Genomic DNA, 20,739 nt, shown 5'->3' on the forward strand with positions numbered 1-20,739 from the left:
AAATATAAAATCTAAAACATACTTTTATTTATTTAAAGGAGGAACTATAAATGGCTAAAGAAAAGTTCGATCGCTCAAAAAGTCACGTTAACATTGGAACAATTGGACACGTTGACCATGGTAAAACAACATTAACTGCTGCAATTACTACTACATTGCACAAACAATCTGGTGAAGGTACTGCAATGGCATTTGACCAAATCGACCATGCTCCAGAAGAAAGAGAACGCGGTATTACAATCGCGACATCTCACGTTGAGTATGAAACAGATACTCGTCACTATGCTCACGTTGACTGCCCTGGACACGCTGACTATGTTAAAAACATGATTACTGGTGCAGCACAAATGGATGGTGCTATTCTAGTAGTATCTGCCGCTGATGGTCCTATGCCACAAACACGTGAACACATTTTGCTTTCACGCAACGTTGGTGTTCCGGCGATTGTTGTTTTCCTTAACAAAACAGATATGGTAGATGACGAAGAATTACTAGAACTAGTTGAAATGGAAGTTCGCGATCTATTAACTGAATACGACTTCCCTGGTGACGATATCCCGGTAATTAAAGGTTCTGCACTTAAAGCTCTTGAAGGCGATGCAGATTACGAAGAAAAAATCTTCGAACTTATGGCTGCAGTTGATGAGTACATTCCAACTCCAGAACGTGACAATAACAAGCCATTCATGATGCCAGTTGAGGACGTATTCTCAATTACTGGCCGTGGTACTGTTGCAACTGGCCGTGTTGAACGTGGTTCAGTTAAAGTTGGTGACGATGTTGAGATTATCGGTCTTGCTGAAGCTCCATCTAAAACAACTGTAACTGGTGTTGAAATGTTCCGTAAGCTTCTTGATTATGCTGAAGCAGGTGACAACATTGGTGCACTTCTTCGTGGGGTATCACGTGATGATATCAACCGTGGTCAAGTACTAGCTAAACCAGGTTCAATTACACCACATACAAATTTTAAAGCAGAAGTTTATGTGTTATCTAAAGAAGAAGGTGGACGTCATACTCCATTCTTCGCTAACTATCGTCCGCAGTTCTACTTCCGTACAACTGACGTAACTGGAGTTATTCAACTTCCAGAAGGAGTAGAAATGGTAATGCCTGGCGATAATATCGAAATGGATGTTGAGTTAATTTCAAAAATCGCTATTGAAGACGGTACACGTTTCTCAATCCGTGAAGGCGGACGTACTGTTGGATCAGGCGTTGTATCTTCAATTCAAAAATAATTATTATGTTAAATAAAAAGCAGACAGCGTGACGACGCTGTCTGCTTTTTTAGTTTCGTTTTATTCAGCAGGTAAGAAAATAACTTGGCTGTCGAATGCGCAGCACCATTTATTATGAAAATGAATTTAATCAAATTAGAAACATTTTTTATAGCAAATATGTGGTTTTGCGGACACTGTGGACCTTAAAGCATTCTATTAATCAAGGTATAAGTTAGAAAACTTGGCATTCGCCAAACCTTAATAGAGATAAGTCTTAGTTGCACTTATGCAGTAAGAAAGTATTTATACTTAACTGCTAAAATAAGGGCTTCTGTCCGGATAACGATAGAAGTAGCGTAGAAATTAGATAGATTTCGCCCCTTTTATTTCAGAAGCCATTTCTAACGGAATTAGGAATCGCTTCAACTGATTTGGCGGATCCTCATTCCGTTATTTCCTTGAAAACCATCGTTTCAAGCCTGGGTTCGGATCCTCGTTCCGCTATTTGTCATTTTCACCTCAAAATTGGCTGATTTCCAGCTATTAACGGAACGAGGATCCGTCTCACCCTTCTAAGAGCACCTTTTTTGCCAATTAGCGGAATGAGGATTCATTTCGCCCGTTTGTCAGACTATCATTCCGAGTGGCAAACTTCATGCCCTAAAGTACGCGTAGTAAATTTCCGGCGAGTTATTATGAGTTGGGGCGGTACCTAGCATTTGCGGTAATTCTCGAGATACTAACCCACATATGAAATGAGAGATTAAGGCGAGTGGTCACGCACACAAAACCCGCTCAACAGAATTTAATTCTAGTTTGAGCAAATTTCTACAAAAAAATTTCTCTAACTCCTTGCAATCAGCGGAATAAGTTTGTATAATACATAGATGTGCAATCAAATAGTTATTCATAGAAAAAGGTTGCATTGACCACGTTTTTTCTTTATAATATTAATGTTGGTCAAAAAAAGGCGATGAAGTGAAAGGTTGTTGACACACCCGGCCCCTTTGCCATGGCGGATGGTCAAGAAATTTTCACGGAGAATGTCTATTATAAAATGGGCGAAAAGGAGGGAAAATAATGGCAAAAGAAAAGATTAGAATTCGATTGAAAGCATATGATCACCGTATTTTAGATCAGTCTTCTGAAAAGATTGTAGATACAGCGAAGCGTTCTGGAGCGAGTGTTTCTGGACCGATTCCGTTGCCTACAGAAAGATCTGTTTACACTGTATTGCGTGCGGTGCACAAATACAAAGATGCTCGTGAGCAGTTCGAAATGCGTACTCATAAGCGCTTGATCGACATTGTTAATCCAACACCACAAACAGTTGATTCATTGATGCGTCTTGACTTACCATCTGGTGTGGATATTGAAATTAAATTATAAATTATTGAATTATATAGGAGGTGTAACGGATGACGAAAGGAATCTTAGGTCGTAAAATCGGCATGACTCAGTTATTTTCTGACGAGGGAGAGTTAGTCCCGGTAACAGTTGTTCAAGCTGAGCCAAACGTAGTATTACAAAAAAGAACATTAGAAAATGATGGCTACGAAGCAGTACAAATCGGTTTTGCAGATGAAAAGGAATCACGTACAAACAAAGCGGAAAAAGGCCATGCTGATAAAGCAAACACAGCCCCTAAGCGCTACGTTCGTGAAATCCGTAACGCAAATCTTGATGAATATGAAGTTGGTCAAGAACTTGGCGTTGATGTTTTTCAAACTGGCGATAAAGTCGATGTAACTGGTACTTCTAAAGGGAAAGGTTTCCAAGGGGTTATCAAACGCCACGGACAACAACGCGGACCGTCCACTCACGGCTCTCATTTTCATAGATCGCCAGGTGCGATGGGTGTAATTGACCCAATGCGTGTTTTCAAAGGCAAGAAACTTCCAGGTCAAATGGGTGGTAAACAAATCACCATTGAAAACCTTGATATTGTGAAAGTAGACGCTGAACGCAATCTGCTTTTAATCAGAGGTAATATCCCTGGTGCAAAAAAATCATTCGTAAAAATTGCGAGTGCATTAAAGGCTAACTAATCATATACACGAAGGGAGGATATGTCATGCCTAAAGTAGCACTATTAAAACAAGATGGATCTAAAGCTGGAGATTTTGAATTAAACGACTCCGTATTCGGTATTGAGCCAAACACACATGTTTTGAATGAAGCAGTATTAATGCAACGTTCATCACTACGTCAGGGCACACATGCTGTTAAAAACCGTTCACAAGTTCGTGGCGGCGGAGCTAAACCGTGGAGACAAAAAGGAACAGGTCGTGCACGTCAAGGTTCAACTCGTTCACCACAATGGGTTGGCGGTGGAACTGTATTTGGCCCAACACCACGTAGCTACAGCTATAAACTACCGAAAAAAGTACGTCGTTTAGCACTTAAGTCGGCACTTTCTTCAAAAGCAAAGGAAGAAGACTTGATTGTAGTGGAAAGCATTGCAATAGATGCTCCAAAAACAAAAGAAGTTGTACAAATGCTTAATGCGCTTAATGCAGATAAAAAAGCATTAATCGTAACTGCTGACAGAGACGAAACAGTAGTTCGTTCTGCCAATAATCTACAGAACGTAAATGTACTTACTGTAGAAGAAGTGAATGTACTAGACTTGCTTACGCATGACAAGCTGATCATAACCAAGGATGCAGCTGAAAAAGCAGGGGAGGTGCTTGCATAATGAAAGATCCACGTGATATTATAAAGCGCCCTGTCATTACAGAAGGTTCTGCTGACTTAATGGCAGAAAAGAAATATACTTTTGAAGTAACTCCAAAAGCAAACAAAACAGAGATTAAAGACGCTGTTGAGCTGGTTTTTGGTGTGAAGGTAGAAAAAGTAAACACAATGAATATTAAAGGTAAATTCAAGCGAATGGGCCGTTACGGCGGATACCGTTCAGATCGCAAAAAAGCTATTGTGCAGCTTTCAGAAGATAGTAAAGACCTAGACTTCTTTGAAGGTTAAATAGAGAAACTAGTGAAGGAGGGAAAACAAAATGGCTATTAAAAAATTCAGACCAACAACTAACGGCAGGCGTTTCATGTCTTCATCTGACTTTGCAGAGGTTACTACGGATACTCCGGAAAAGTCTCTATTAAGTTCAATTTACAAGCGTGGCGGTCGTAATAACCAAGGTAAGCTTACAGTTCGTCATAAAGGCGGAGGTCACAAGCGTCAATACCGTATAATTGACTTTAAGCGTGATAAAGATGGAATACCTGGACGCGTTGCTACAGTGGAATATGATCCGAACCGCTCAGCTAATATTGCATTAATTCATTATGCAGATGGAGAAAAGCGTTATATATTAGCACCAAAAGGAATCAAAGTAGGACAAAAAATTGAATCTGGCGAACAAGCAGATATTAAGCTAGGTAATAGTCTTGCACTTCAAAACATTCCAGTGGGTACTATTATCCACAACATTGAATTGAAGCCTGGACGTGGCGGACAACTTGTACGCTCAGCTGGGGCAGAAGCTCAGATTCTTGGACGTGAAGATAAATATACGTTGGTACGCTTGAAATCAGGCGAAGTTCGTTTAATATTATCTTCATGCCGTGCAACAATTGGCCAAGTTGGAAACCTTGAGCATGAGCTTATAACTATAGGTAAAGCTGGTCGTTCTCGCTGGTTAGGCAAGCGCCCGACTGTTCGTGGTTCTGTTATGAACCCTAATGATCACCCACATGGTGGTGGTGAAGGACGTGCACCAATCGGACGTAAATCACCAATGTCACCTTGGGGTAAGCCTACACTTGGTTACAAAACGCGTCAGCGTAATAAACCTACAGATAAATATATCGTTCGTAAGCGTAAAAAATAAACGGATGAGACGACGGGCGGTAAGATCCGTCGTTCAATTACGAAAGGAGGTTTATCCATGGGTCGTAGCTTGAAAAAGGGACCTTTTGCAGATGACCATCTATTGAAAAAGATTGATACTTTAAATGAATCTGACAAGAAACAAGTAGTTAAATCTTGGTCTCGTCGCTCAACAATATTCCCTACTTTTGTTGGTCATACGATTGCTGTATATGACGGACGTAAACACGTACCTGTCTATGTTACAGAAGATATGGTCGGACATAAATTAGGTGAATTCGCGCCAACCCGTACTTATAGAGGACACGGTGGCGATGATAAGAAAACAAAACGCTAATGAGAGGAGGCGCTCCACATGCAAGCTAAAGCCGTTGCGAAATCTGTTCGTATTGCTCCTCGTAAAGTTCGTTTAGTCGTAGATTTGATTCGAGGAAAAGAAGTTGGTGAAGCAGTAGGAATACTACGCCACACACAACGTGGTGCTTCTCCAGTTGTAGAAAAAGTACTAAATTCTGCAATTGCGAATGCGGAACACAACTATGAAATGGAAGCAGATAACCTGGTAGTTTCTGAAGTATTTGTAAATGAAGGTGCTACATTGAAACGTTTTCGTCCACGTGCACAAGGACGTGCAAGTAAAATCAATAAACGCACAAGCCATATTACAGTGGTTGTAACTGAAAAGAAGGAGGGATAGTCAGTGGGTCAAAAAGTAAATCCAAAAGGTCTTCGCGTCGGTATCATTCGTGACTGGGAGTCAAAGTGGTATGCAGGCAAAGACTATGCAGACTTACTACACGAAGATATTAAGATTAGAGAATATCTTGAAAATCGCTTACGCATTGCTGCTGTTTCTTCTATCGACATCGAACGTGCAGCAAACCGTGTAAACATCACCATTCATACTGGTAAACCAGGTATGGTTATTGGTAAAGGCGGTTCAGAAGTAGAAGCTCTACGTAAATCATTAAATAGTCTGACTGGCAAGCGTGTTCACATCAATATCGTTGAAATCAAGAAAGTTGATTTAAACGCTGTATTAGTTGCTGATAACATTGCTCGTCAATTAGAAAATCGTATTTCATTCCGTCGTGCTCAAAAGCAAACTATTCAACGCGCAATGCGCGGAGGAGCAAAAGGAATTAAAACACAAGTATCCGGACGTTTAGGTGGCGCAGACATCGCTCGTGCGGAACATTACAGTGAAGGAACAGTACCACTACACACATTGCGTGCTGATATCGACTATGGCACAGCTGAAGCTGACACAACTTATGGTAAGTTGGGCGTTAAAGTGTGGATCTATCGTGGAGAAGTCCTTCCAACTAAAACTAATAAGTAAGGAAGGGGGAAATGCATTATGTTAATGCCTAAACGTGTGAAATATCGTAAGCAACATCGTGGTAAAATGAATGGCCGTGCTAAAGGTGGAACTACAGTAGCTTTTGGTGAATATGGTCTACAAGCACTTGAAGCTTCTTGGATTACAAGTCGTCAAATCGAGGCCGCTCGTATTGCAATGACTCGTTACATGAAACGTGGCGGTAAAGTTTGGATTAAAATCTTTCCAGACAAACCATATACTGCAAAACCCCTAGAGGTCCGCATGGGTTCCGGTAAAGGTGCTCCAGAAGGATGGGTAGCAGTAGTTAAACCAGGAAAAATAATGTTTGAAATCGCTGGTGTACCAGAAGAAGTTGCACGTGAAGCGTTGCGTCTTGCTTCTCATAAACTGCCGATTAGAACTAAATTCGTAAAACGTGAAGAAATTGGTGGTGAAATCAATGAAGGCTAATGAAATTAGAGAACTAACCACTGCCGAAATTGAACAAAAAGTTAAATCGTTAAAAGAAGAACTATTTAATTTACGCTTTCAGCTAGCAACAGGCCAATTGGAAAACACCGCACGTATTCGTGAGGTAAGAAAGTCTATTGCTCGTATGAAAACAGTTGTACGTCAACGTGAAGTAAGCGTGAATAACTGAAACAAGAGAGGAGGATAACCTCAATGACTGAGCGTAATGATCGTAAAGTATATACAGGCCGTGTCGTTTCAGACAAAATGGATAAAACAATTACTGTTTTAGTTGAAACTTACAAGTTTCATTCCTTATACGGTAAGCGTGTAAAGTACTCTAAAAAATTCAAAACACATGATGAAAATAATCAAGCTAAAAATAATGATGTTGTTCAAATCATGGAAACTCGTCCGCTATCAGCAACTAAACGTTTCCGTCTAGTTGAAATCGTTGAAGAAGCGGTAATAATATAATAAAGTTCGCTCGGAAGGTATCCGAAGGGAGGTCACAGCGATATGATTCAACAAGAAACTCGTTTAAAAGTTGCAGATAACTCTGGTGCTCGTGAAGTATTAACCATTAAAGTATTGGGTGGTTCTGGACGTAAAACAGCTAACATTGGTGATGTAATTGTTTGTTCCGTAAAACACGCAACACCAGGTGGCGTTGTTAAAAAAGGTGAGGTTGTAAGAGCCGTCATCGTACGTTCAAAGACAGGAATGCGCCGTAAAGATGGATCATATATTCGTTTTGATGAAAATGCTGCCGTAATTATCCGTGATGATAAAGGTCCACGAGGTACTCGTATCTTCGGACCAGTTGCACGTGAATTACGTGAAGCAAAGTTCATGAAAATCGTATCTCTAGCTCCAGAAGTTCTATAATGAGTAATGAAAAGCCTTGTCAAGGAGGTGCGTAAAGCATGCATGTAAAAAAAGGTGATAAAGTCAAAGTAATTTCCGGTAAAGACCGTGATAAACAAGGTACTATTTTAGAAGCATATCCTAAAAAAGAACGTGTCCTAGTAGAAGGTATCAATATGATTAAAAAACACGCAAAACCTTCACAAGACAATCCACAAGGTGGAATTCTTAATCAGGAAGCACCAATTCATGTTTCTAACGTAATGCCATTAGATCCAAAATCCGGTGAACCAACTCGCGTTGGATATGAAGATCGTGACGGAAAAAAAGTCCGCATCGCTAAAAAATCCGGTGAAGCATTAGATAAATAGTTTAGCGACGAAAGGAGGGCGACATGATGAATGAACTTAAACAAAAGTACCATGACGACGTATTGCCGTCATTAATGAATAAATTTAATTATGATTCTGTTATGCAAGCACCGTCTATCGAGAAAATTGTTATCAACATGGGTGTTGGTGATGCAGTACAGAACTCAAAAGCATTAGATAATGCAGTCGAAGAACTTGCACTAATTTCTGGGCAAAGACCAATGGTGACTCGTGCTAAAAAGTCAATTGCTGGATTTCGTTTGCGTGAAGGGATGCCAATTGGAGCAAAAGTAACGCTTCGTGGCGATCGTATGCATGAATTCCTACAAAAGCTTATTGCAGTTTCACTTCCACGTGTTCGTGATTTCCGTGGTATCTCAAAGAAAGCATTTGATGGTCGTGGCAACTATACATTAGGTGTTAAAGAACAGCTAATTTTCCCAGAAATCAACTATGATAAAGTAAGTAAAGTTCGTGGTATGGACATTGTTATTGTAACATCTGCCAATACTGACGAAGAAGCACGTGAACTTTTAGCTCAGCTAGGCATGCCTTTCCAAAAGTAAGCTAGGAGCTAATACAAGGAGGGAAAATTGTGGCTAAAAAATCAATGATTGCGAAACAAAAACGCCCACAAAAGTACAAAGTACGTGAATATACACGTTGTGAACGATGTGGACGACCGCATTCTGTAATTCGTAAATTTAAACTTTGCCGTATTTGTTTCCGCGAACTTGCCTATAAAGGTCAAATTCCTGGTGTCAAAAAAGCAAGCTGGTAAACCCCGATTCGGGAAGGAGGTAATGTAGTAATGGTTATGACAGATCCAATCGCAGATATGCTAACTCGTATTCGTAATGCAAACATGGTGCGCCATGAAAAGTTAGAGCTTCCGGCTTCAAAAATCAAGAACGAAATCGCTGATATCCTTAAACGTGAAGGTTTCGTACGTGATTATGAATTTATTGAAGACAATAAGCAAGGCGTACTGCGTATTTTCCTTAAGTACGGCGCAAGCAACGAACGAGTAATAACAGGTATCAAACGTATAAGTAAACCAGGTTTGCGTGTCTACGCAAAAGCTGATGAAGTACCTCGTGTACTAAATGGCTTAGGTATTGCTGTTGTATCAACATCAAATGGAGTGCTATCTGACAAAGAAGCACGTACACAAGCTATTGGTGGCGAAGTACTAGCATATGTTTGGTAATAATATATACTTTTAAGACAGGAGGTGCATGGGATGTCTCGTATAGGACTTAAGCCAGTGGAAATTCCAGAGGGTGTTGAGGTAAACATTAATGGAAACACTGCTACAGTAAAAGGCCCAAAAGGTGAATTAACAAGAGACTTTCATCAGGACATGAAAGTTGTTATAGAAGATAATGTTTTAACTGTTGAACGTCCAAGTAACCATAAAGAACACCGAGCTCTGCACGGTACGACTCGCAGTTTGATTGGTAACATGGTTCAAGGAGTTCATAAAGGTTTTGAGAAAAATCTTGAAATCAGTGGTGTTGGTTACCGTGCCTTAAAACAAGGTGACAAAGTAGTGATTAACGCAGGTTATTCACACCCGGTTGAACTTGACCCAATTGATGGTATCGAGATAGATGTTCCTAAAAACACACAAATTATCGTAAAAGGTATTAGTAAAGAGTTAGTTGGTGAGGTTGCGGCAAACATTAGAGCAATCAGACCACCAGAACCTTATAAAGGTAAAGGTATTCGCTATGAAGGTGAATATGTAAGACAAAAAGAAGGTAAAACTGCTAAGTAAGGTTAGTTAGGGAGCAGAAAGGAGTGACCTAGATGATCACAAAGCCTGACAAAAACGCTGTACGCAAGAGAAGACATGCGCGAGTTCGTAAATCCGTTTTTGGAACAACCGAACAGCCTCGTCTAAATGTGTACCGTTCAAATAAACACATCTATGCACAATTAATTGATGATACTCAAGGAGTTACTGTTGCAAGTGCTTCTACAAAAGATAATGAAATGAAGATTGAAGCGACAGGCAATGTAGATGCAGCTAAACAAGTCGGAGAAGTAGTTGCAAAACGTGCCCAGGATAAAGGTTTCAAATCGGTTGTGTTTGATCGCGGAGGCTACCTTTATCATGGACGTGTAAAAGCATTAGCTGAAGCTGCCCGTGAGGCAGGTCTTGAATTTTAATCGATAGATAAAGGAGGGACATAGATGCATACTAGCATTGATCCGAACAAATTAGATCTTGAAGAACGTGTTGTTACAATCAACCGTGTTGCAAAAGTTGTTAAAGGTGGACGTCGTTTCCGTTTTGCTGCATTGGTTGTAGTTGGAGATAAAAACGGCCATGTAGGTTTTGGTACTGGAAAAGCACAAGAGGTACCAGAAGCAATTAAGAAAGCTGTTGATGATGCAAAGAAAAGCCTAATCACAGTACCTATCGTTGGAACAACTATTCCACACGAAATTAATGGAAGATTTGGTTCAGGTAACGTATTAATGAAGCCTGCAACTGAAGGTACTGGAGTAATTTCCGGAGGACCTGTCCGTGCTATACTAGAACTTGCAGGTGTCGGCGATATTTTAACTAAGTCACTTGGTTCAAATACACCAATCAACATGATTCGTGCAACACTAAGTGGACTATCAAACTTAAAACGTGCAGAAGACGTAGCTAAACTACGCGGAAAGTCTGTAGAAGAACTGTTAGGATAAGGAGGGAAATACTATGTCTAAAAAATTAGAAATCACCCTCACGCGAAGTGTTATTGGTCGAACAGAAGTACAACGTCAAACTGTTCAAACACTAGGTCTGAAAAAAATTCATCAATCCGTAGTTCGTGAAGATACTCCAGCTGTACGCGGTATGGTTAACAAAGTATCTCATCTCATAGCGGTTAAAGAAGTTTAATTAAACATTAGCGTAAAGAGGAGGTGCTCGAATGAAACTTCATGAATTGAAGGCGTCAGAAGGAACTCGCAAAAAGCGTAATCGCGTAGGTCGTGGTATGTCATCTGGTAACGGAAAAACTTCCGGCAGAGGACATAAAGGACAAAAAGCACGTTCAGGTGGAAACACTCGCCCGGGCTTTGAAGGTGGCCAATTGCCATTATTCCAACGCCTGCCTAAACGAGGATTCACAAATATTCACCGTAAAGAATTTGCGATTGTAAACCTGGATGCATTAAATAAATTTGAAGAAGGCACAGAAATTACACCTGAGCTATTACTTGAAAAAGGTGCCGTTAGCAATCTGAAAGCTGGTATCAAGGTACTAGGTAAGGGTGCTGTTGAAAAGAAACTTACTGTAAAAGCTCATAAGTTCTCTGCTTCAGCGAAGGAAGCTATCGAAGCAGCGGGCGGTAAAACAGAGGTGATTTAATGTTCCGTACGATTTCCAATTTAATGCGAGTAGGTGACATTAGACGGAAGATCATATTTACATTACTAATGTTAGTTGTATTCCGTCTTGGTACATTTATTCCAGTGCCATATACAGATAAAGAAGCTATCGATTTTATGAATCAACAAAACGTATTCGGCTTTTTAAACACATTTGGTGGTGGGGCATTACAAAACTTCTCTATTTTTGCGATGGGGATTATGCCTTATATTACTGCAGCGATTATTATGCAATTACTGCAAATGGATGTTGTACCAAAGTTCACCGAATGGAAAAAGCAAGGAGAAATGGGCCGCAAGAAGTTAGCACAAATTACTCGATACGGCACAGTTGCACTTGCGTTTGTCCAGGCGATCGCGATGTCAATTGGTTTTAATGCAATGGCTGGTGGATTATTAATAGCTGACCCAAGCGTATTAAAATTTATTATCATTGCACTCGTACTAACAAGTGGAACAACATTCTTGATGTGGTTGGGAGAACAAATCACAGCAAATGGTGTTGGAAACGGAATCTCTATTTTAATTTTTGCTGGTATCGTAGCAGCAGTTCCAAATGGAGTAAATCAATTATATAGCCAGTATTTTGTAGATCCTGGTGATGAGTTATTTATTAACATCATAATTGTTGCTTTAATTGCATTGGTAGTAGTGGCGGTAGTTGTTGGTGTTATCTTTATCCAGCAAGCACTACGTAAAATTCCAATTCAATATGCTAAAAAGCTTGTAAATCGTTCGCCAGTGGGTGGACACTCTACACATTTACCGTTAAAAGTAAATGCTGCCGGAGTTATCCCGGTAATCTTTGCAATAGCATTTATTATTGCACCAAGAACGGTTGCAGGGTTATTTGAAGGTAATGAGTTTGCTGAAACAATTGGAACGATATTTGACTATACCCAGCCGATTGGCATGGTCATTTATGTAGCATTAATCATTGCATTCACTTATTTTTATACGTTTGTTCAAGTAAATCCAGAACAAATGGCAGAGAACTTGCAAAAACAAGGTGGATATATACCAGGTATTCGTCCTGGGAAAAATACAGAAACGTATCTTACACGCGTTATGTATCGTTTAACATTTGTAGGATCTATCTTCTTAGCAGCTGTTTCTGTGCTTCCTATCCTCTTAGGTGGTCTTGCAAATCTGCCGCAAGCAGTACAAATCGGTGGCACTAGCTTACTAATCGTTGTAGGTGTTGCACTGCAAACAATGAAACAATTGGAAAGTCAATTAGTGAAACGACACTACACAGGTTTTATTAAGTAACAGATTGCTGCCAATGAGAGCGAGGGGAAAATTGTTGAATTTAATCTTGATGGGTCTACCTGGTGCTGGTAAAGGCACACAGGCAGAAAAAATAAATGAAAAATATCACATCCCTCATATTTCAACAGGAGATATGTTCCGATTAGCAATTAAAGAAGGAACTGACCTTGGTAAAAAGGCTAAAGAATATATGGACCAAGGTGAACTTGTTCCGGATGAAGTAACAATAGGAATTGTTAAAGAGCGTTTAGGAAAAGATGATTGTAAAAATGGTTTTTTATTGGATGGTTTTCCAAGGACCATTGCACAAGCTGAGGCATTGCAATCTCTTTTAGCTGATCTGAAGGAATCAATTGACTATGTCCTGCATGTAGATGTACCAGAAGAAAAATTAGTGGAGCGTCTAACGGGTCGTAGAATTTGTCCGAATTGTGGAGCAACATATCATGTCATATATAATCCTCCTAAACAAGAGGGAATATGTGATAAAGATGGCTCTGAACTGATACAACGAGAAGATGACCAAGCAGACACGGTAAAAAAACGTTTGGAAGTCAATATGAAACAAACGCAACCGTTATTGGATTTTTATCAAGAGAAAGGATATCTTGTGACCGTTGATGGTGATCAAGAAATTGATCAAGTCTTTCAGGATATTCAAGCAAAAATAGAAAAGTAAGTATCTTGGCTGTATTACCAGCACAGGATAGATGCAATTCTTTTTTGTTAAAGTTATAATGAAAATCGTAGAATATGCGGCAGAACGTGTATTACTTGATATAACAGTGACACAGAATAGCAACTGGTAGTGTGCCTATGATTGGCAGGATTAAAATAAAAGCCTAAGTGAAGGTGATCGTTGTTGAGCGAAGCTGATTCGATTCCGCGGATAGGTCAAGTTGTTCGTATAAAGCAAGGGCGAGAAGCAGGACAATATGCTGTAGTACTAAAAATGATAGATGATCGATTTGTCTTGCTTGCAGATGGGGAAAAACGTAAATATGATCGACCAAAGAAAAAGAATCTACATCATATTGAAGTTATGGATTATATTTCTCCGGAAGTCCAAAACAGCCTTCTAGAAACTGGTCGTGTCACAAATGGTAAATTACGATTTGCCATAGATAAATTTGTCAATGAAATTGTGACTGATTTAATGAAGGGAGATCAACACGATGGCGAAAGACGATGTAATTGAAGTGGAAGGTACCGTTACTGACACATTGCCGAATGCACAGTTTAATGTCGAACTTGAAAATGGCCATACGGTTTTAGCTCATGTATCTGGCAAAATTCGTATGCATTTCATCCGCATTTTACCTGGTGATAAAGTGACGGTAGAACTTTCCCCGTATGATTTAACAAGAGGACGAATTACGTACCGTTATAAATAGACGAGTGAGCTCCGATATAAAAGGAGGTAAAGATGATGAAAGTAAGAGCATCTGTAAAGCCAATATGTGAAAAATGCAAAGTCATTAAGCGTAAGGGCAAAGTAATGGTGATTTGTGAAAACCCTAAACACAAGCAAAAACAAGGCTAATAAACAAGGAGGTGCATTGAGCTATGGCACGTATTGCAGGTATAGATATTCCGCGTGATAAACGTGTAGTTATTTCATTAACCTATATTTACGGTGTTGGAAAAAATACTGCACAGGAAGTCCTTAAAGAAGCAGGCGTTTCAGAAAATACTCGTGTACGCGATTTGACAGAAGATGAATTAGGTAATATTCGTAAAGCAATTAACGAATTTACAGTTGAAGGTGACCTTCGTCGTGAATTATCCCTCAACATTAAACGCCTAATCGAAATTGGTTCTTATAGAGGAATCAGACATCGTCGTGGATTGCCAGTACGTGGTCAAAAAACGAAAAACAATTCACGTACTCGTAAAGGTCCACGTCGTACAATGGCAAACAAGAAAAAGTAAGGTAAAGGAGGTAAGCTAATCAATGGCACGTAAAACAAATACACGTAAGCGTCGTGTGAAAAAAAATATTGATACGGGTGTAGCACACATTCGTTCTACGTTTAACAACACAATAGTTACGATTACGGATGTCCAAGGTAATTCTATTGGCTGGAGCTCATCCGGCGCACTAGGATTTAAAGGCTCTCGTAAATCTACACCATTTGCTGCACAAATGGCTGCTGAAACCGCAGCTAAAACTGCAGTTGATAACGGTATGAAAACATTAGAAGTAACTGTTAAAGGCCCTGGTGCTGGACGTGAAGCAGCAATTCGTTCACTACAGGCAGCAGGTTTGGAAGTTACGGCTATCCGTGACGTAACCCCAGTACCTCACAATGGTTGCCGCCCACCAAAACGTCGTCGTGTATAATTGTACTGTATAGAATTTGTCACCCTGTCTATAATGGGTTATGATAGCTAAAAGTATAAAGCTTAAGGGAAATTTCCTTTTTGAACAGACTTTACTATACAACATGACAGAGACAAGAGAGTACGAATGAAATTTTAATAGCGCAGAAACGCCAACTGCCTATTTGAGGAATTTCGGTTAGACACGAAAAGTCTAACCGGGGTTTCGACGTTTTAAAGGAGGGTTTTATTGAATGATCGAAATTGAAAAACCAATAATAGAAACGGTAGAGATCAGCGATGATGCTAAATTTGGAAAGTTCGTCGTCGAACCGCTTGAACGTGGATATGGTGCCACTCTAGGAAACTCCTTGCGTCGTATCCTATTATCCTCACTTCCGGGTGCTGCTGTTACATCAGTTCAGATGGATGGAGCGCATCATGAGTTTTCAACAATCGAAGGCGTTGTTGAGGACGTAACAACAATTATTTTGAACTTGAAAAAGCTTGCTCTAAAGATTTACTCTGAAGAAGAGAAAACCTTAGAGATTGATGTGCAGGGAGAAGGAAAAGTTACGGCTGCAGATCTGACATATGATAGTGATGTAGAGGTATTAAATCCTGACTTACCACTTGCTACAATTAACGGTAAAGGTAAATTGCATATGAAGATTACGGCAGAACGTGGCCGCGGCTATCGTCCAGCTGATGCAAACAATCATGATGAGCGACCAATCGGCGTAATTCCGGTTGATTCAATCTTTACACCAGTATCACGTGTAACATATCAAGTCGAAAATACCCGTGTGGGGCAAGTTGCAAACTACGATAAATTAACAATGGATGTATGGACAGACGGAAGCATTCGTCCTGAAGAAGCAGTTTCTTTAGGTGCAAAAGTCTTCACAGAGCATCTAAATATTTTCGTAGGGTTGACAGATGAAGCACAAAATGCAGAAATCATGGTCGAAAAAGAAGAAGATCAAAAAGAAAAAGTTATGGAAATGACAATCGAAGAACTCGATTTATCTGTCAGATCCTATAATTGCTTGAAACGTGCTGGAATTAATACAGTTCAAGAGCTTTCAAATAAATCTGAAGAAGATATGATGAAGGTGCGTAACTTAGGTCGCAAATCACTAGAAGAAGTAAAAGTGAAACTAGAGGATTTAGGCTTAGGCTTACGTGATGATGACTGATCGATACAGACACCTTTAGAATAGAACAAAAGCGGAAGTGCCTGCTCAACGGCGAATGAACTTCCCCGTACAACACGGGTGATTCGATATTGCCGCTCAAGCGGCGGATTAAATCGAACAATTTTCTGTTCGAGATAAAGGAAATCCAAAAGTGGTTTTCTTTTGTGATTGACTTATTGAAGTACAGAGAGGAGTTCAGTAGTCGTCAGGCGCGTTGGTCGATGAAAACGTCACGTCCTGTGACTTCATCAACACTAGCACGTCCTGTGCGTCGAAGCTGGACGTGGCCCTGCGCAGATGTTCAATAATCAAGGTTACTAGAAGTAATAATATCTACGTAACAGTATAAGGGAGGGATAGTCCATGGCTAGAAAATTAGGTCGCACAACAGACGCTCGTATGGCACTACTTCGCAACCTTGCATCTGATTTGATTATTCACGAACGGGTTGAAACAACAGAAGCAAAAGCGAAAGAGTTAAAGTCAACAGTAGAGAAAATGATTACACTTGGGAAACGCGGTGATCTTCACGCGCGTCGTCAAGCAGCAGCTTTCCTATATAATCAAGAAGCGAATGAAAACGAAAGTGTTATGCAAAAACTCTTCGATGACGTCGCTGCACGCTACGAAGACAGACAAGGCGGATATACACGTGTTCTTAAGCTAGGTGCTCGTCAAGGTGACGGAGCAAAAATGGCAATCATTGAACTAGTTTAATGAATTCGTGCGCTTAAGGGGCAGGACAGAATCTCTTCCATGAGGTGAATCCAGGCCCTTTTTTTGTATGCAAAAGGCTCAGATGACTGTTCAGTAGCTTAAAGATGGAAACATCAACAGAAGAGCGGTGAACATCGACAGAAGAGCCCAAAACATCAACCGGAACACCAATATAAACTCACGCTACACCCAGGGCATTGAGCAGAGCAGGAGGTATTATTGCTATGAAAAGTAAGTTAATAGAATTTAGAAACGTGTCATTCAGGTACACTGAAGAAATGCCTTGGGTGCTGAAAGATTGTTCGTTCGAAATCTATGAAAACGAAGAAGTAGCGATTATAGGTCATAATGGTTCAGGTAAATCAACTATTGCTAAGTTAATGAATGGTTTACTTTTCCCGGAAGAGGGAGCAATTTTTATTAACGGCCAGCAAGTTACACAAGAGTCAATCTGGGAAATCCGGAAAGATGTTGGCATGGTTTTCCAAAATCCCGATAACCAATTTGTTGGAACAACTGTACAGGATGACGTTGCATTTGGTATGGAAAATCGTGGGATACCTCGTGCTGAAATGGTTAAACGGATTGATGATACTTTATCTGCTGTCGGTATGCTGGATTACCTTATGATCGAGCCACATAAACTTTCGGGAGGTCAAAAGCAGCGAGTAGCAATTGCAAGTGTCTTAGCGATTTTCCCACAAGTTCTAATATTGGATGAAGCAACAGCTATGCTAGATCCAAAAGGTCGAACCGAAATTATGGAAACAATAACTAGTGTCCAGGAGAAACATCAACTTTCATTGATCACGATTACCCACGATCTTCAGGAAGTAGTAAGAGCTGAGCGTGTAATTGTGATGAATGAAGGTGAAATCTGGGATGAGGCTGCACCACGGGAAATATTTGCAAAAAGGGCTGAACTGCGGAAAATTGGCTTAGATGTTCCATTTATTGCAATTTTATCTGATGCGTTATTAAAAGCTGGGGTATCGATTACAAATGAACCCTTAAATCAAAGAGAACTTCTGGAGGATTTATGGATATCACATTCAAGAACGTAAACTATATCTACCAAAAGGGTACACCCTTTGAACATAAAGCAATTGAAGATTTATCTTTTGATATTCCGTCGGGTTCATTTGTAGCGATAATTGGTCACACTGGCTCTGGTAAATCAACACTTATTCAGCATCTGAATGGTTTGGTTCGTCCCAGTTCTGGTGATGTTACAATCGGTGATTTTTATTTAACAAAAGATGCAAAAGTTAAAAACATGAAAGAATTACGCAGTCGAGTTGGCGTTGTATTTCAATATCCGGAACACCAATTATTTGAAGAAACTGTTGAAAAAGATATAGCTTTCGGCCCAGAAAATTTTGATGTTCCGAAAGATGAAATACAAAAACGGATTCGAGAGATAACACCTGATGTAGGAATACCTGAAGAATTATTAAAACGGTCACCATTCGAGTTAAGTGGTGGACAAATGCGCAGGGTAGCCATTGCGGGAGTACTTGCCATTAAACCTGAGGTTCTCGTATTGGATGAGCCTACTGCCGGACTTGATCCACGAGGGCAAAAAGAAATGATGAACATGTTCTATGAAATGCATAGTAGACAAGGCCTAACTACAATTCTTGTAACTCATAGCATGGAAGACGCAGTTAAATATGCTGATCATGTAATTATATTAAATAATGGCACTAAATATATGGAGGGGAAGCCAGAAGAAGTATTCATACAGAAAAAAGCCCTTGAAAAGGTTCAACTCGAAGTCCCGGATATAGTTCAATTTTTGAATGCTTTCGAGGAAAAGTTCGGGAAAAGAATTCCGTATAGACGGCAATCAATTGAAGAAATTGCAAGTGAAATTCAGCAATTTTTGGAGGGAGCTGAATCATCATGAGTAATTCATTAATCATTGGACAATACGTTCCTGGAAAATCCGTCATTCATCGGTTGGACCCACGAACAAAGATAATTATTATTTTCTTCTTCGTGTTCATCGTATTCTTTGCAAACTCTGTTTTAAGTTATGGTGTTCTGACTGCTTTTGCGCTAGCGAGCATGTTTACGACACGAATTCCAATGTACTATATTATCAAAGGGTTAACGCCTGTGTGGTTCCTAATTGTGTTTACTTTCCTATTGCATCTAATCGTTACAAAAGAAGGATCAGTACTAATAGAATTCTTAGGTTTTAAAATTTATTCTGGTGCACTTATTCAAGGTTTTGCTATTTCAATGCGGTTTTTCCTGCTTATTCTGGTAACATCACTCTTGACCTTAACAACAACACCGATTGAAATCACAGACGCAATCGAGAATATACTACATCCTCTGAAAAAAATGAAGTTCCCTGTCCATGAGCTTGCACTTATGATGTCTATTTCGCTACGATTTATTCCGACGCTCATGCAGGAAACAGAGAAAATATCAAGAGCACAAGCATCACGAGGTGTGGATTTTCGGACCGGTCCGCTTAAAGAACGAGTGAAAGCAGTTGTTCCCTTATTGGTTCCGCTATTCGTTAGTGCATTCAAGCGTGCTGAAGACCTTGCAATGGCTATGGAGGCTCGGGGGTATCAGGGAGGCGAAGGCCGAACGAAACTGCGGGAGCTAAAAATCGAAAATCGCGATATATTTATTTATATATTATTCGTATTTGTAGTTGCCAGTCTATTTTTCACGAGAAACTGGAGTTAGAAAGCAAGAAAGGGTTGGAGGAAGCATGGAAAAAATCAAATGTGTTATTAGCTATGATGGTACGAACTTTTCAGGCTTTCAAATCCAGCCAAGAACACGTACCGTTCAAGGAGAACTAGAAAAGGCATTAACAAAGATTCATAAAGGGGAGCATATCCGGGTGCATGCCTCTGGCCGCACAGATACAGGAGTGCATGCGAAGGGGCAGACAATTCATTTTGAAACACCATTCACTCTGCCTCCTCAAAATTGGAAACAGGCGCTTAACACCCTTCTCCCCGTCGATTTAAACGTGTATAAAGTCGAGGTAGTTCCAGAATCGTTTCATGCCCGCTATGATGTTGCGGAGAAAGAGTATCGGTATTATGTCTGGAATGAACGAGAAAAAGATGTTTTCAAGCAAAATTATATGTATCAATTTCCGTATTCTCTCGATATTCAAGCGATGCAATATGCATGCCGCTATTTTGAAGGAACCCATGATTTCACTACATTTTCATCAGCAAAAGCAACAATAAAAGGTAGTAAGGTGCGCCATATGTACGAAGTAACTTGCCACAAAGAGGGAAGTCAGATTGAATTTATTTTTCGTGGAAGCGGCTTTTTATACAATATGGTAAGGATTATCATCGGAGCCCTGCTGGATATTGGACAGGGAAGGCGCGAGCCAACTGATATCACTGATTTATTGGAAAAAAAAGACCGGCGACTACTCGGCGAAACCGTACCAGCACAGGGATTATATTTATGGCAGGTAAAGTATGAGGAGCCTCACCAGTAAACTTAACAAGCAAAAAACGGTCAGATTTAATTAGAGCTTTTTTTTATGCAATCATTTACTAACCTTGTTGAACTAAGTACTCTTCACAAAGTCCTCATCCGACGATATTGCCTAAGTACATTTAGCGGAACCGGAGTCAGTTTTGCAGATTTGGCGGATCCTCATTCCGTAATTTCCTGTAAATCGGATGTTTGAAGCACGTTATGTAATCCTCTTTCCGCTATTTGTACATTACACCCTCAAGTT

The 20,739-nt window shown here is 40.0% G+C and carries 35 protein-coding genes; all 35 read left to right on the forward strand.

Annotated elements, in window-relative coordinates:
* The first annotated feature begins 50 nt into the window (after positions 1-50).
* Positions 51-1,241 (forward strand): elongation factor Tu, encoded by a 1,191-nt coding sequence (gene tuf / locus BMY13_RS18415; RefSeq protein ID WP_092494515.1) that lies wholly within the window; start codon positions 51-53, stop codon positions 1,239-1,241.
* 1,062 nt (positions 1,242-2,303) lie between these two features.
* Positions 2,304-2,612 (forward strand): 30S ribosomal protein S10, encoded by a 309-nt coding sequence (rpsJ, locus tag BMY13_RS18420; protein ID WP_092494514.1) that lies wholly within the window; start codon positions 2,304-2,306, stop codon positions 2,610-2,612.
* Between the two features lie 29 nt (positions 2,613-2,641).
* The gene (gene rplC / locus BMY13_RS18425) at positions 2,642-3,271 is read left to right on the forward strand and encodes a 50S ribosomal protein L3 (protein ID WP_092494513.1); all 630 of its coding nucleotides are present in this window, start codon (positions 2,642-2,644) and stop codon (positions 3,269-3,271) included.
* Between the two features lie 26 nt (positions 3,272-3,297).
* Positions 3,298-3,921 carry a 50S ribosomal protein L4 gene (gene rplD / locus BMY13_RS18430; protein WP_092494512.1) on the forward strand — a complete coding sequence of 208 codons (624 nt, stop codon included), beginning with the start codon at positions 3,298-3,300 and terminating at the stop codon, positions 3,919-3,921.
* Positions 3,921-4,208 carry a 50S ribosomal protein L23 gene (gene rplW, locus BMY13_RS18435; protein ID WP_092494511.1) on the forward strand — a complete coding sequence of 96 codons (288 nt, stop codon included), beginning with the start codon at positions 3,921-3,923 and terminating at the stop codon, positions 4,206-4,208. The genes rplD and rplW overlap by 1 nt, the downstream gene beginning before the upstream one ends.
* Positions 4,209-4,239: 31 nt before the next feature.
* Positions 4,240-5,070 (forward strand): 50S ribosomal protein L2, encoded by an 831-nt coding sequence (rplB, locus tag BMY13_RS18440; RefSeq protein ID WP_092494510.1) that lies wholly within the window; start codon positions 4,240-4,242, stop codon positions 5,068-5,070.
* 57 nt (positions 5,071-5,127) lie between these two features.
* Positions 5,128-5,406, forward strand: coding sequence for a 30S ribosomal protein S19 (rpsS, locus tag BMY13_RS18445; protein ID WP_092494509.1), 279 nt, complete (start codon positions 5,128-5,130; stop codon positions 5,404-5,406).
* Positions 5,407-5,424: 18 nt separating this feature from the next.
* The gene (gene rplV, locus BMY13_RS18450; protein ID WP_092494508.1) at positions 5,425-5,766 is read left to right on the forward strand and encodes a 50S ribosomal protein L22; all 342 of its coding nucleotides are present in this window, start codon (positions 5,425-5,427) and stop codon (positions 5,764-5,766) included.
* 3 nt (positions 5,767-5,769) lie between these two features.
* On the forward strand, positions 5,770-6,411 hold the full coding sequence (rpsC, locus tag BMY13_RS18455; protein ID WP_092494507.1) for a 30S ribosomal protein S3: 642 nt from the start codon (positions 5,770-5,772) through the stop codon (positions 6,409-6,411).
* 18 nt (positions 6,412-6,429) lie between these two features.
* A complete protein-coding gene (gene rplP / locus BMY13_RS18460; protein ID WP_092494506.1) occupies positions 6,430-6,864 on the forward strand; it encodes a 50S ribosomal protein L16 in 435 nt (144 codons plus the stop codon).
* Positions 6,854-7,054: a 50S ribosomal protein L29 gene (rpmC, locus tag BMY13_RS18465; RefSeq protein ID WP_036578662.1), complete on the forward strand. Its 201-nt coding sequence runs from the start codon at positions 6,854-6,856 to the stop codon at positions 7,052-7,054. The genes rplP and rpmC overlap by 11 nt, the downstream gene beginning before the upstream one ends.
* A 23-nt stretch (positions 7,055-7,077) precedes the next feature.
* Positions 7,078-7,341: a 30S ribosomal protein S17 gene (rpsQ, locus tag BMY13_RS18470; protein WP_092494505.1), complete on the forward strand. Its 264-nt coding sequence runs from the start codon at positions 7,078-7,080 to the stop codon at positions 7,339-7,341.
* Between the two features lie 42 nt (positions 7,342-7,383).
* Entirely contained in the window at positions 7,384-7,752 is a 369-nt protein-coding gene (rplN, locus tag BMY13_RS18475; protein ID WP_092494504.1) for a 50S ribosomal protein L14, read from the forward strand.
* A 38-nt stretch (positions 7,753-7,790) separates the two neighbouring features.
* Positions 7,791-8,102: a 50S ribosomal protein L24 gene (gene rplX, locus BMY13_RS18480; protein WP_092494503.1), complete on the forward strand. Its 312-nt coding sequence runs from the start codon at positions 7,791-7,793 to the stop codon at positions 8,100-8,102.
* Between the two features lie 26 nt (positions 8,103-8,128).
* Positions 8,129-8,668, forward strand: coding sequence for a 50S ribosomal protein L5 (gene rplE / locus BMY13_RS18485; RefSeq protein ID WP_092494502.1), 540 nt, complete (start codon positions 8,129-8,131; stop codon positions 8,666-8,668).
* A gap of 29 nt (positions 8,669-8,697) precedes the next feature.
* A complete protein-coding gene (locus BMY13_RS18490; protein ID WP_092494501.1) occupies positions 8,698-8,883 on the forward strand; it encodes a type Z 30S ribosomal protein S14 in 186 nt (61 codons plus the stop codon).
* Positions 8,884-8,913: 30 nt separating this feature from the next.
* The gene (gene rpsH, locus BMY13_RS18495) at positions 8,914-9,312 is read left to right on the forward strand and encodes a 30S ribosomal protein S8 (RefSeq protein WP_092494500.1); all 399 of its coding nucleotides are present in this window, start codon (positions 8,914-8,916) and stop codon (positions 9,310-9,312) included.
* A 33-nt stretch (positions 9,313-9,345) separates the two neighbouring features.
* Positions 9,346-9,882: a 50S ribosomal protein L6 gene (gene rplF / locus BMY13_RS18500; protein ID WP_092506405.1), complete on the forward strand. Its 537-nt coding sequence runs from the start codon at positions 9,346-9,348 to the stop codon at positions 9,880-9,882.
* Between the two features lie 32 nt (positions 9,883-9,914).
* Positions 9,915-10,277, forward strand: a complete 363-nt coding sequence (gene rplR / locus BMY13_RS18505) for a 50S ribosomal protein L18 (protein ID WP_092494498.1) — start codon at positions 9,915-9,917, stop codon at positions 10,275-10,277.
* A 24-nt stretch (positions 10,278-10,301) separates the two neighbouring features.
* Positions 10,302-10,805: a 30S ribosomal protein S5 gene (gene rpsE, locus BMY13_RS18510; protein WP_092494497.1), complete on the forward strand. Its 504-nt coding sequence runs from the start codon at positions 10,302-10,304 to the stop codon at positions 10,803-10,805.
* Between the two features lie 13 nt (positions 10,806-10,818).
* Positions 10,819-11,001 carry a 50S ribosomal protein L30 gene (rpmD, locus tag BMY13_RS18515; protein WP_092494496.1) on the forward strand — a complete coding sequence of 61 codons (183 nt, stop codon included), beginning with the start codon at positions 10,819-10,821 and terminating at the stop codon, positions 10,999-11,001.
* Between the two features lie 31 nt (positions 11,002-11,032).
* On the forward strand, positions 11,033-11,473 hold the full coding sequence (gene rplO, locus BMY13_RS18520; RefSeq protein ID WP_092494495.1) for a 50S ribosomal protein L15: 441 nt from the start codon (positions 11,033-11,035) through the stop codon (positions 11,471-11,473).
* A complete protein-coding gene (gene secY, locus BMY13_RS18525; RefSeq protein ID WP_092494494.1) occupies positions 11,473-12,765 on the forward strand; it encodes a preprotein translocase subunit SecY in 1,293 nt (430 codons plus the stop codon). The genes rplO and secY overlap by 1 nt, the downstream gene beginning before the upstream one ends.
* 34 nt (positions 12,766-12,799) lie before the next feature.
* Positions 12,800-13,444 (forward strand): adenylate kinase, encoded by a 645-nt coding sequence (locus BMY13_RS18530; protein WP_092494493.1) that lies wholly within the window; start codon positions 12,800-12,802, stop codon positions 13,442-13,444.
* A gap of 183 nt (positions 13,445-13,627) precedes the next feature.
* Positions 13,628-13,963 carry a KOW domain-containing RNA-binding protein gene (locus tag BMY13_RS18535; protein WP_092494492.1) on the forward strand — a complete coding sequence of 112 codons (336 nt, stop codon included), beginning with the start codon at positions 13,628-13,630 and terminating at the stop codon, positions 13,961-13,963.
* On the forward strand, positions 13,941-14,159 hold the full coding sequence (gene infA, locus BMY13_RS18540; RefSeq protein ID WP_092494491.1) for a translation initiation factor IF-1: 219 nt from the start codon (positions 13,941-13,943) through the stop codon (positions 14,157-14,159). Before BMY13_RS18535 ends, infA begins: the two co-directional genes overlap by 23 nt.
* Positions 14,160-14,194: 35 nt before the next feature.
* Entirely contained in the window at positions 14,195-14,308 is a 114-nt protein-coding gene (gene rpmJ, locus BMY13_RS18545) for a 50S ribosomal protein L36 (RefSeq protein WP_010095733.1), read from the forward strand.
* A gap of 23 nt (positions 14,309-14,331) precedes the next feature.
* Complete coding sequence (gene rpsM, locus BMY13_RS18550) at positions 14,332-14,697, forward strand: 30S ribosomal protein S13 (protein WP_092494490.1); 366 nt, start codon at positions 14,332-14,334, stop codon at positions 14,695-14,697.
* 22 nt (positions 14,698-14,719) lie between these two features.
* Positions 14,720-15,109 (forward strand): 30S ribosomal protein S11, encoded by a 390-nt coding sequence (gene rpsK / locus BMY13_RS18555; protein WP_092494489.1) that lies wholly within the window; start codon positions 14,720-14,722, stop codon positions 15,107-15,109.
* Between the two features lie 232 nt (positions 15,110-15,341).
* Entirely contained in the window at positions 15,342-16,286 is a 945-nt protein-coding gene (locus BMY13_RS18560) for a DNA-directed RNA polymerase subunit alpha (RefSeq protein WP_092494488.1), read from the forward strand.
* 363 nt (positions 16,287-16,649) lie between these two features.
* The gene (gene rplQ, locus BMY13_RS18565; protein WP_092506407.1) at positions 16,650-17,003 is read left to right on the forward strand and encodes a 50S ribosomal protein L17; all 354 of its coding nucleotides are present in this window, start codon (positions 16,650-16,652) and stop codon (positions 17,001-17,003) included.
* Positions 17,004-17,227: 224 nt separating this feature from the next.
* A complete protein-coding gene (locus BMY13_RS18570; protein WP_092506409.1) occupies positions 17,228-18,067 on the forward strand; it encodes an energy-coupling factor ABC transporter ATP-binding protein in 840 nt (279 codons plus the stop codon).
* Positions 18,043-18,912 carry an energy-coupling factor ABC transporter ATP-binding protein gene (locus tag BMY13_RS18575; RefSeq protein WP_092506411.1) on the forward strand — a complete coding sequence of 290 codons (870 nt, stop codon included), beginning with the start codon at positions 18,043-18,045 and terminating at the stop codon, positions 18,910-18,912. The genes BMY13_RS18570 and BMY13_RS18575 overlap by 25 nt, the downstream gene beginning before the upstream one ends.
* A complete protein-coding gene (locus tag BMY13_RS18580; protein ID WP_092494484.1) occupies positions 18,909-19,712 on the forward strand; it encodes an energy-coupling factor transporter transmembrane component T family protein in 804 nt (267 codons plus the stop codon). Before BMY13_RS18575 ends, BMY13_RS18580 begins: the two co-directional genes overlap by 4 nt.
* 25 nt (positions 19,713-19,737) lie before the next feature.
* A complete protein-coding gene (truA, locus tag BMY13_RS18585) occupies positions 19,738-20,493 on the forward strand; it encodes a tRNA pseudouridine(38-40) synthase TruA (protein ID WP_092506413.1) in 756 nt (251 codons plus the stop codon).
* The last annotated feature ends 246 nt before the right edge of the window (positions 20,494-20,739 follow it).

The sequence above is a fragment of the Virgibacillus subterraneus genome, from assembly GCF_900110695.1.
Taxonomy (GTDB): Bacteria; Bacillota; Bacilli; order Bacillales; family Amphibacillaceae; genus Lentibacillus; species Lentibacillus subterraneus.

What these genes read in the sequence shown, in the direction of transcription:
- rpsS (WP_092494509.1), top strand. Translation starts at nt 5,128, where the DNA reads ATGGGTCGTAGCTTGAAAAAGGGACCTTTTGCAGATGACCATCTATTG.
- rplP (WP_092494506.1), top strand. Translation starts at nt 6,430, where the DNA reads ATGTTAATGCCTAAACGTGTGAAATATCGTAAGCAACATCGTGGTAAA.
- rplO (WP_092494495.1), top strand. Translation starts at nt 11,033, where the DNA reads ATGAAACTTCATGAATTGAAGGCGTCAGAAGGAACTCGCAAAAAGCGT.
- BMY13_RS18580 (WP_092494484.1), top strand. Translation starts at nt 18,909, where the DNA reads ATGAGTAATTCATTAATCATTGGACAATACGTTCCTGGAAAATCCGTC.
- rpmD (WP_092494496.1), top strand. Translation starts at nt 10,819, where the DNA reads ATGTCTAAAAAATTAGAAATCACCCTCACGCGAAGTGTTATTGGTCGA.
- rplC (WP_092494513.1), top strand. Translation starts at nt 2,642, where the DNA reads ATGACGAAAGGAATCTTAGGTCGTAAAATCGGCATGACTCAGTTATTT.
- rplQ (WP_092506407.1), top strand. Translation starts at nt 16,650, where the DNA reads ATGGCTAGAAAATTAGGTCGCACAACAGACGCTCGTATGGCACTACTT.
- rpsM (WP_092494490.1), top strand. Translation starts at nt 14,332, where the DNA reads ATGGCACGTATTGCAGGTATAGATATTCCGCGTGATAAACGTGTAGTT.
- rpsH (WP_092494500.1), top strand. Translation starts at nt 8,914, where the DNA reads ATGGTTATGACAGATCCAATCGCAGATATGCTAACTCGTATTCGTAAT.
- rplF (WP_092506405.1), top strand. Translation starts at nt 9,346, where the DNA reads ATGTCTCGTATAGGACTTAAGCCAGTGGAAATTCCAGAGGGTGTTGAG.
- BMY13_RS18560 (WP_092494488.1), top strand. Translation starts at nt 15,342, where the DNA reads ATGATCGAAATTGAAAAACCAATAATAGAAACGGTAGAGATCAGCGAT.
- rpsJ (WP_092494514.1), top strand. Translation starts at nt 2,304, where the DNA reads ATGGCAAAAGAAAAGATTAGAATTCGATTGAAAGCATATGATCACCGT.
- rplV (WP_092494508.1), top strand. Translation starts at nt 5,425, where the DNA reads ATGCAAGCTAAAGCCGTTGCGAAATCTGTTCGTATTGCTCCTCGTAAA.
- rpmJ (WP_010095733.1), top strand. Translation starts at nt 14,195, where the DNA reads ATGAAAGTAAGAGCATCTGTAAAGCCAATATGTGAAAAATGCAAAGTC.
- rpsE (WP_092494497.1), top strand. Translation starts at nt 10,302, where the DNA reads ATGCATACTAGCATTGATCCGAACAAATTAGATCTTGAAGAACGTGTT.
- rpmC (WP_036578662.1), top strand. Translation starts at nt 6,854, where the DNA reads ATGAAGGCTAATGAAATTAGAGAACTAACCACTGCCGAAATTGAACAA.
- rplN (WP_092494504.1), top strand. Translation starts at nt 7,384, where the DNA reads ATGATTCAACAAGAAACTCGTTTAAAAGTTGCAGATAACTCTGGTGCT.
- rplW (WP_092494511.1), top strand. Translation starts at nt 3,921, where the DNA reads ATGAAAGATCCACGTGATATTATAAAGCGCCCTGTCATTACAGAAGGT.
- rplD (WP_092494512.1), top strand. Translation starts at nt 3,298, where the DNA reads ATGCCTAAAGTAGCACTATTAAAACAAGATGGATCTAAAGCTGGAGAT.
- rplE (WP_092494502.1), top strand. Translation starts at nt 8,129, where the DNA reads ATGAATGAACTTAAACAAAAGTACCATGACGACGTATTGCCGTCATTA.
- infA (WP_092494491.1), top strand. Translation starts at nt 13,941, where the DNA reads ATGGCGAAAGACGATGTAATTGAAGTGGAAGGTACCGTTACTGACACA.
- BMY13_RS18570 (WP_092506409.1), top strand. Translation starts at nt 17,228, where the DNA reads ATGAAAAGTAAGTTAATAGAATTTAGAAACGTGTCATTCAGGTACACT.
- rpsQ (WP_092494505.1), top strand. Translation starts at nt 7,078, where the DNA reads ATGACTGAGCGTAATGATCGTAAAGTATATACAGGCCGTGTCGTTTCA.
- rpsK (WP_092494489.1), top strand. Translation starts at nt 14,720, where the DNA reads ATGGCACGTAAAACAAATACACGTAAGCGTCGTGTGAAAAAAAATATT.
- tuf (WP_092494515.1), top strand. Translation starts at nt 51, where the DNA reads ATGGCTAAAGAAAAGTTCGATCGCTCAAAAAGTCACGTTAACATTGGA.
- truA (WP_092506413.1), top strand. Translation starts at nt 19,738, where the DNA reads ATGGAAAAAATCAAATGTGTTATTAGCTATGATGGTACGAACTTTTCA.
- BMY13_RS18575 (WP_092506411.1), top strand. Translation starts at nt 18,043, where the DNA reads ATGGATATCACATTCAAGAACGTAAACTATATCTACCAAAAGGGTACA.
- rplR (WP_092494498.1), top strand. Translation starts at nt 9,915, where the DNA reads ATGATCACAAAGCCTGACAAAAACGCTGTACGCAAGAGAAGACATGCG.
- rplB (WP_092494510.1), top strand. Translation starts at nt 4,240, where the DNA reads ATGGCTATTAAAAAATTCAGACCAACAACTAACGGCAGGCGTTTCATG.
- secY (WP_092494494.1), top strand. Translation starts at nt 11,473, where the DNA reads ATGTTCCGTACGATTTCCAATTTAATGCGAGTAGGTGACATTAGACGG.
- rplX (WP_092494503.1), top strand. Translation starts at nt 7,791, where the DNA reads ATGCATGTAAAAAAAGGTGATAAAGTCAAAGTAATTTCCGGTAAAGAC.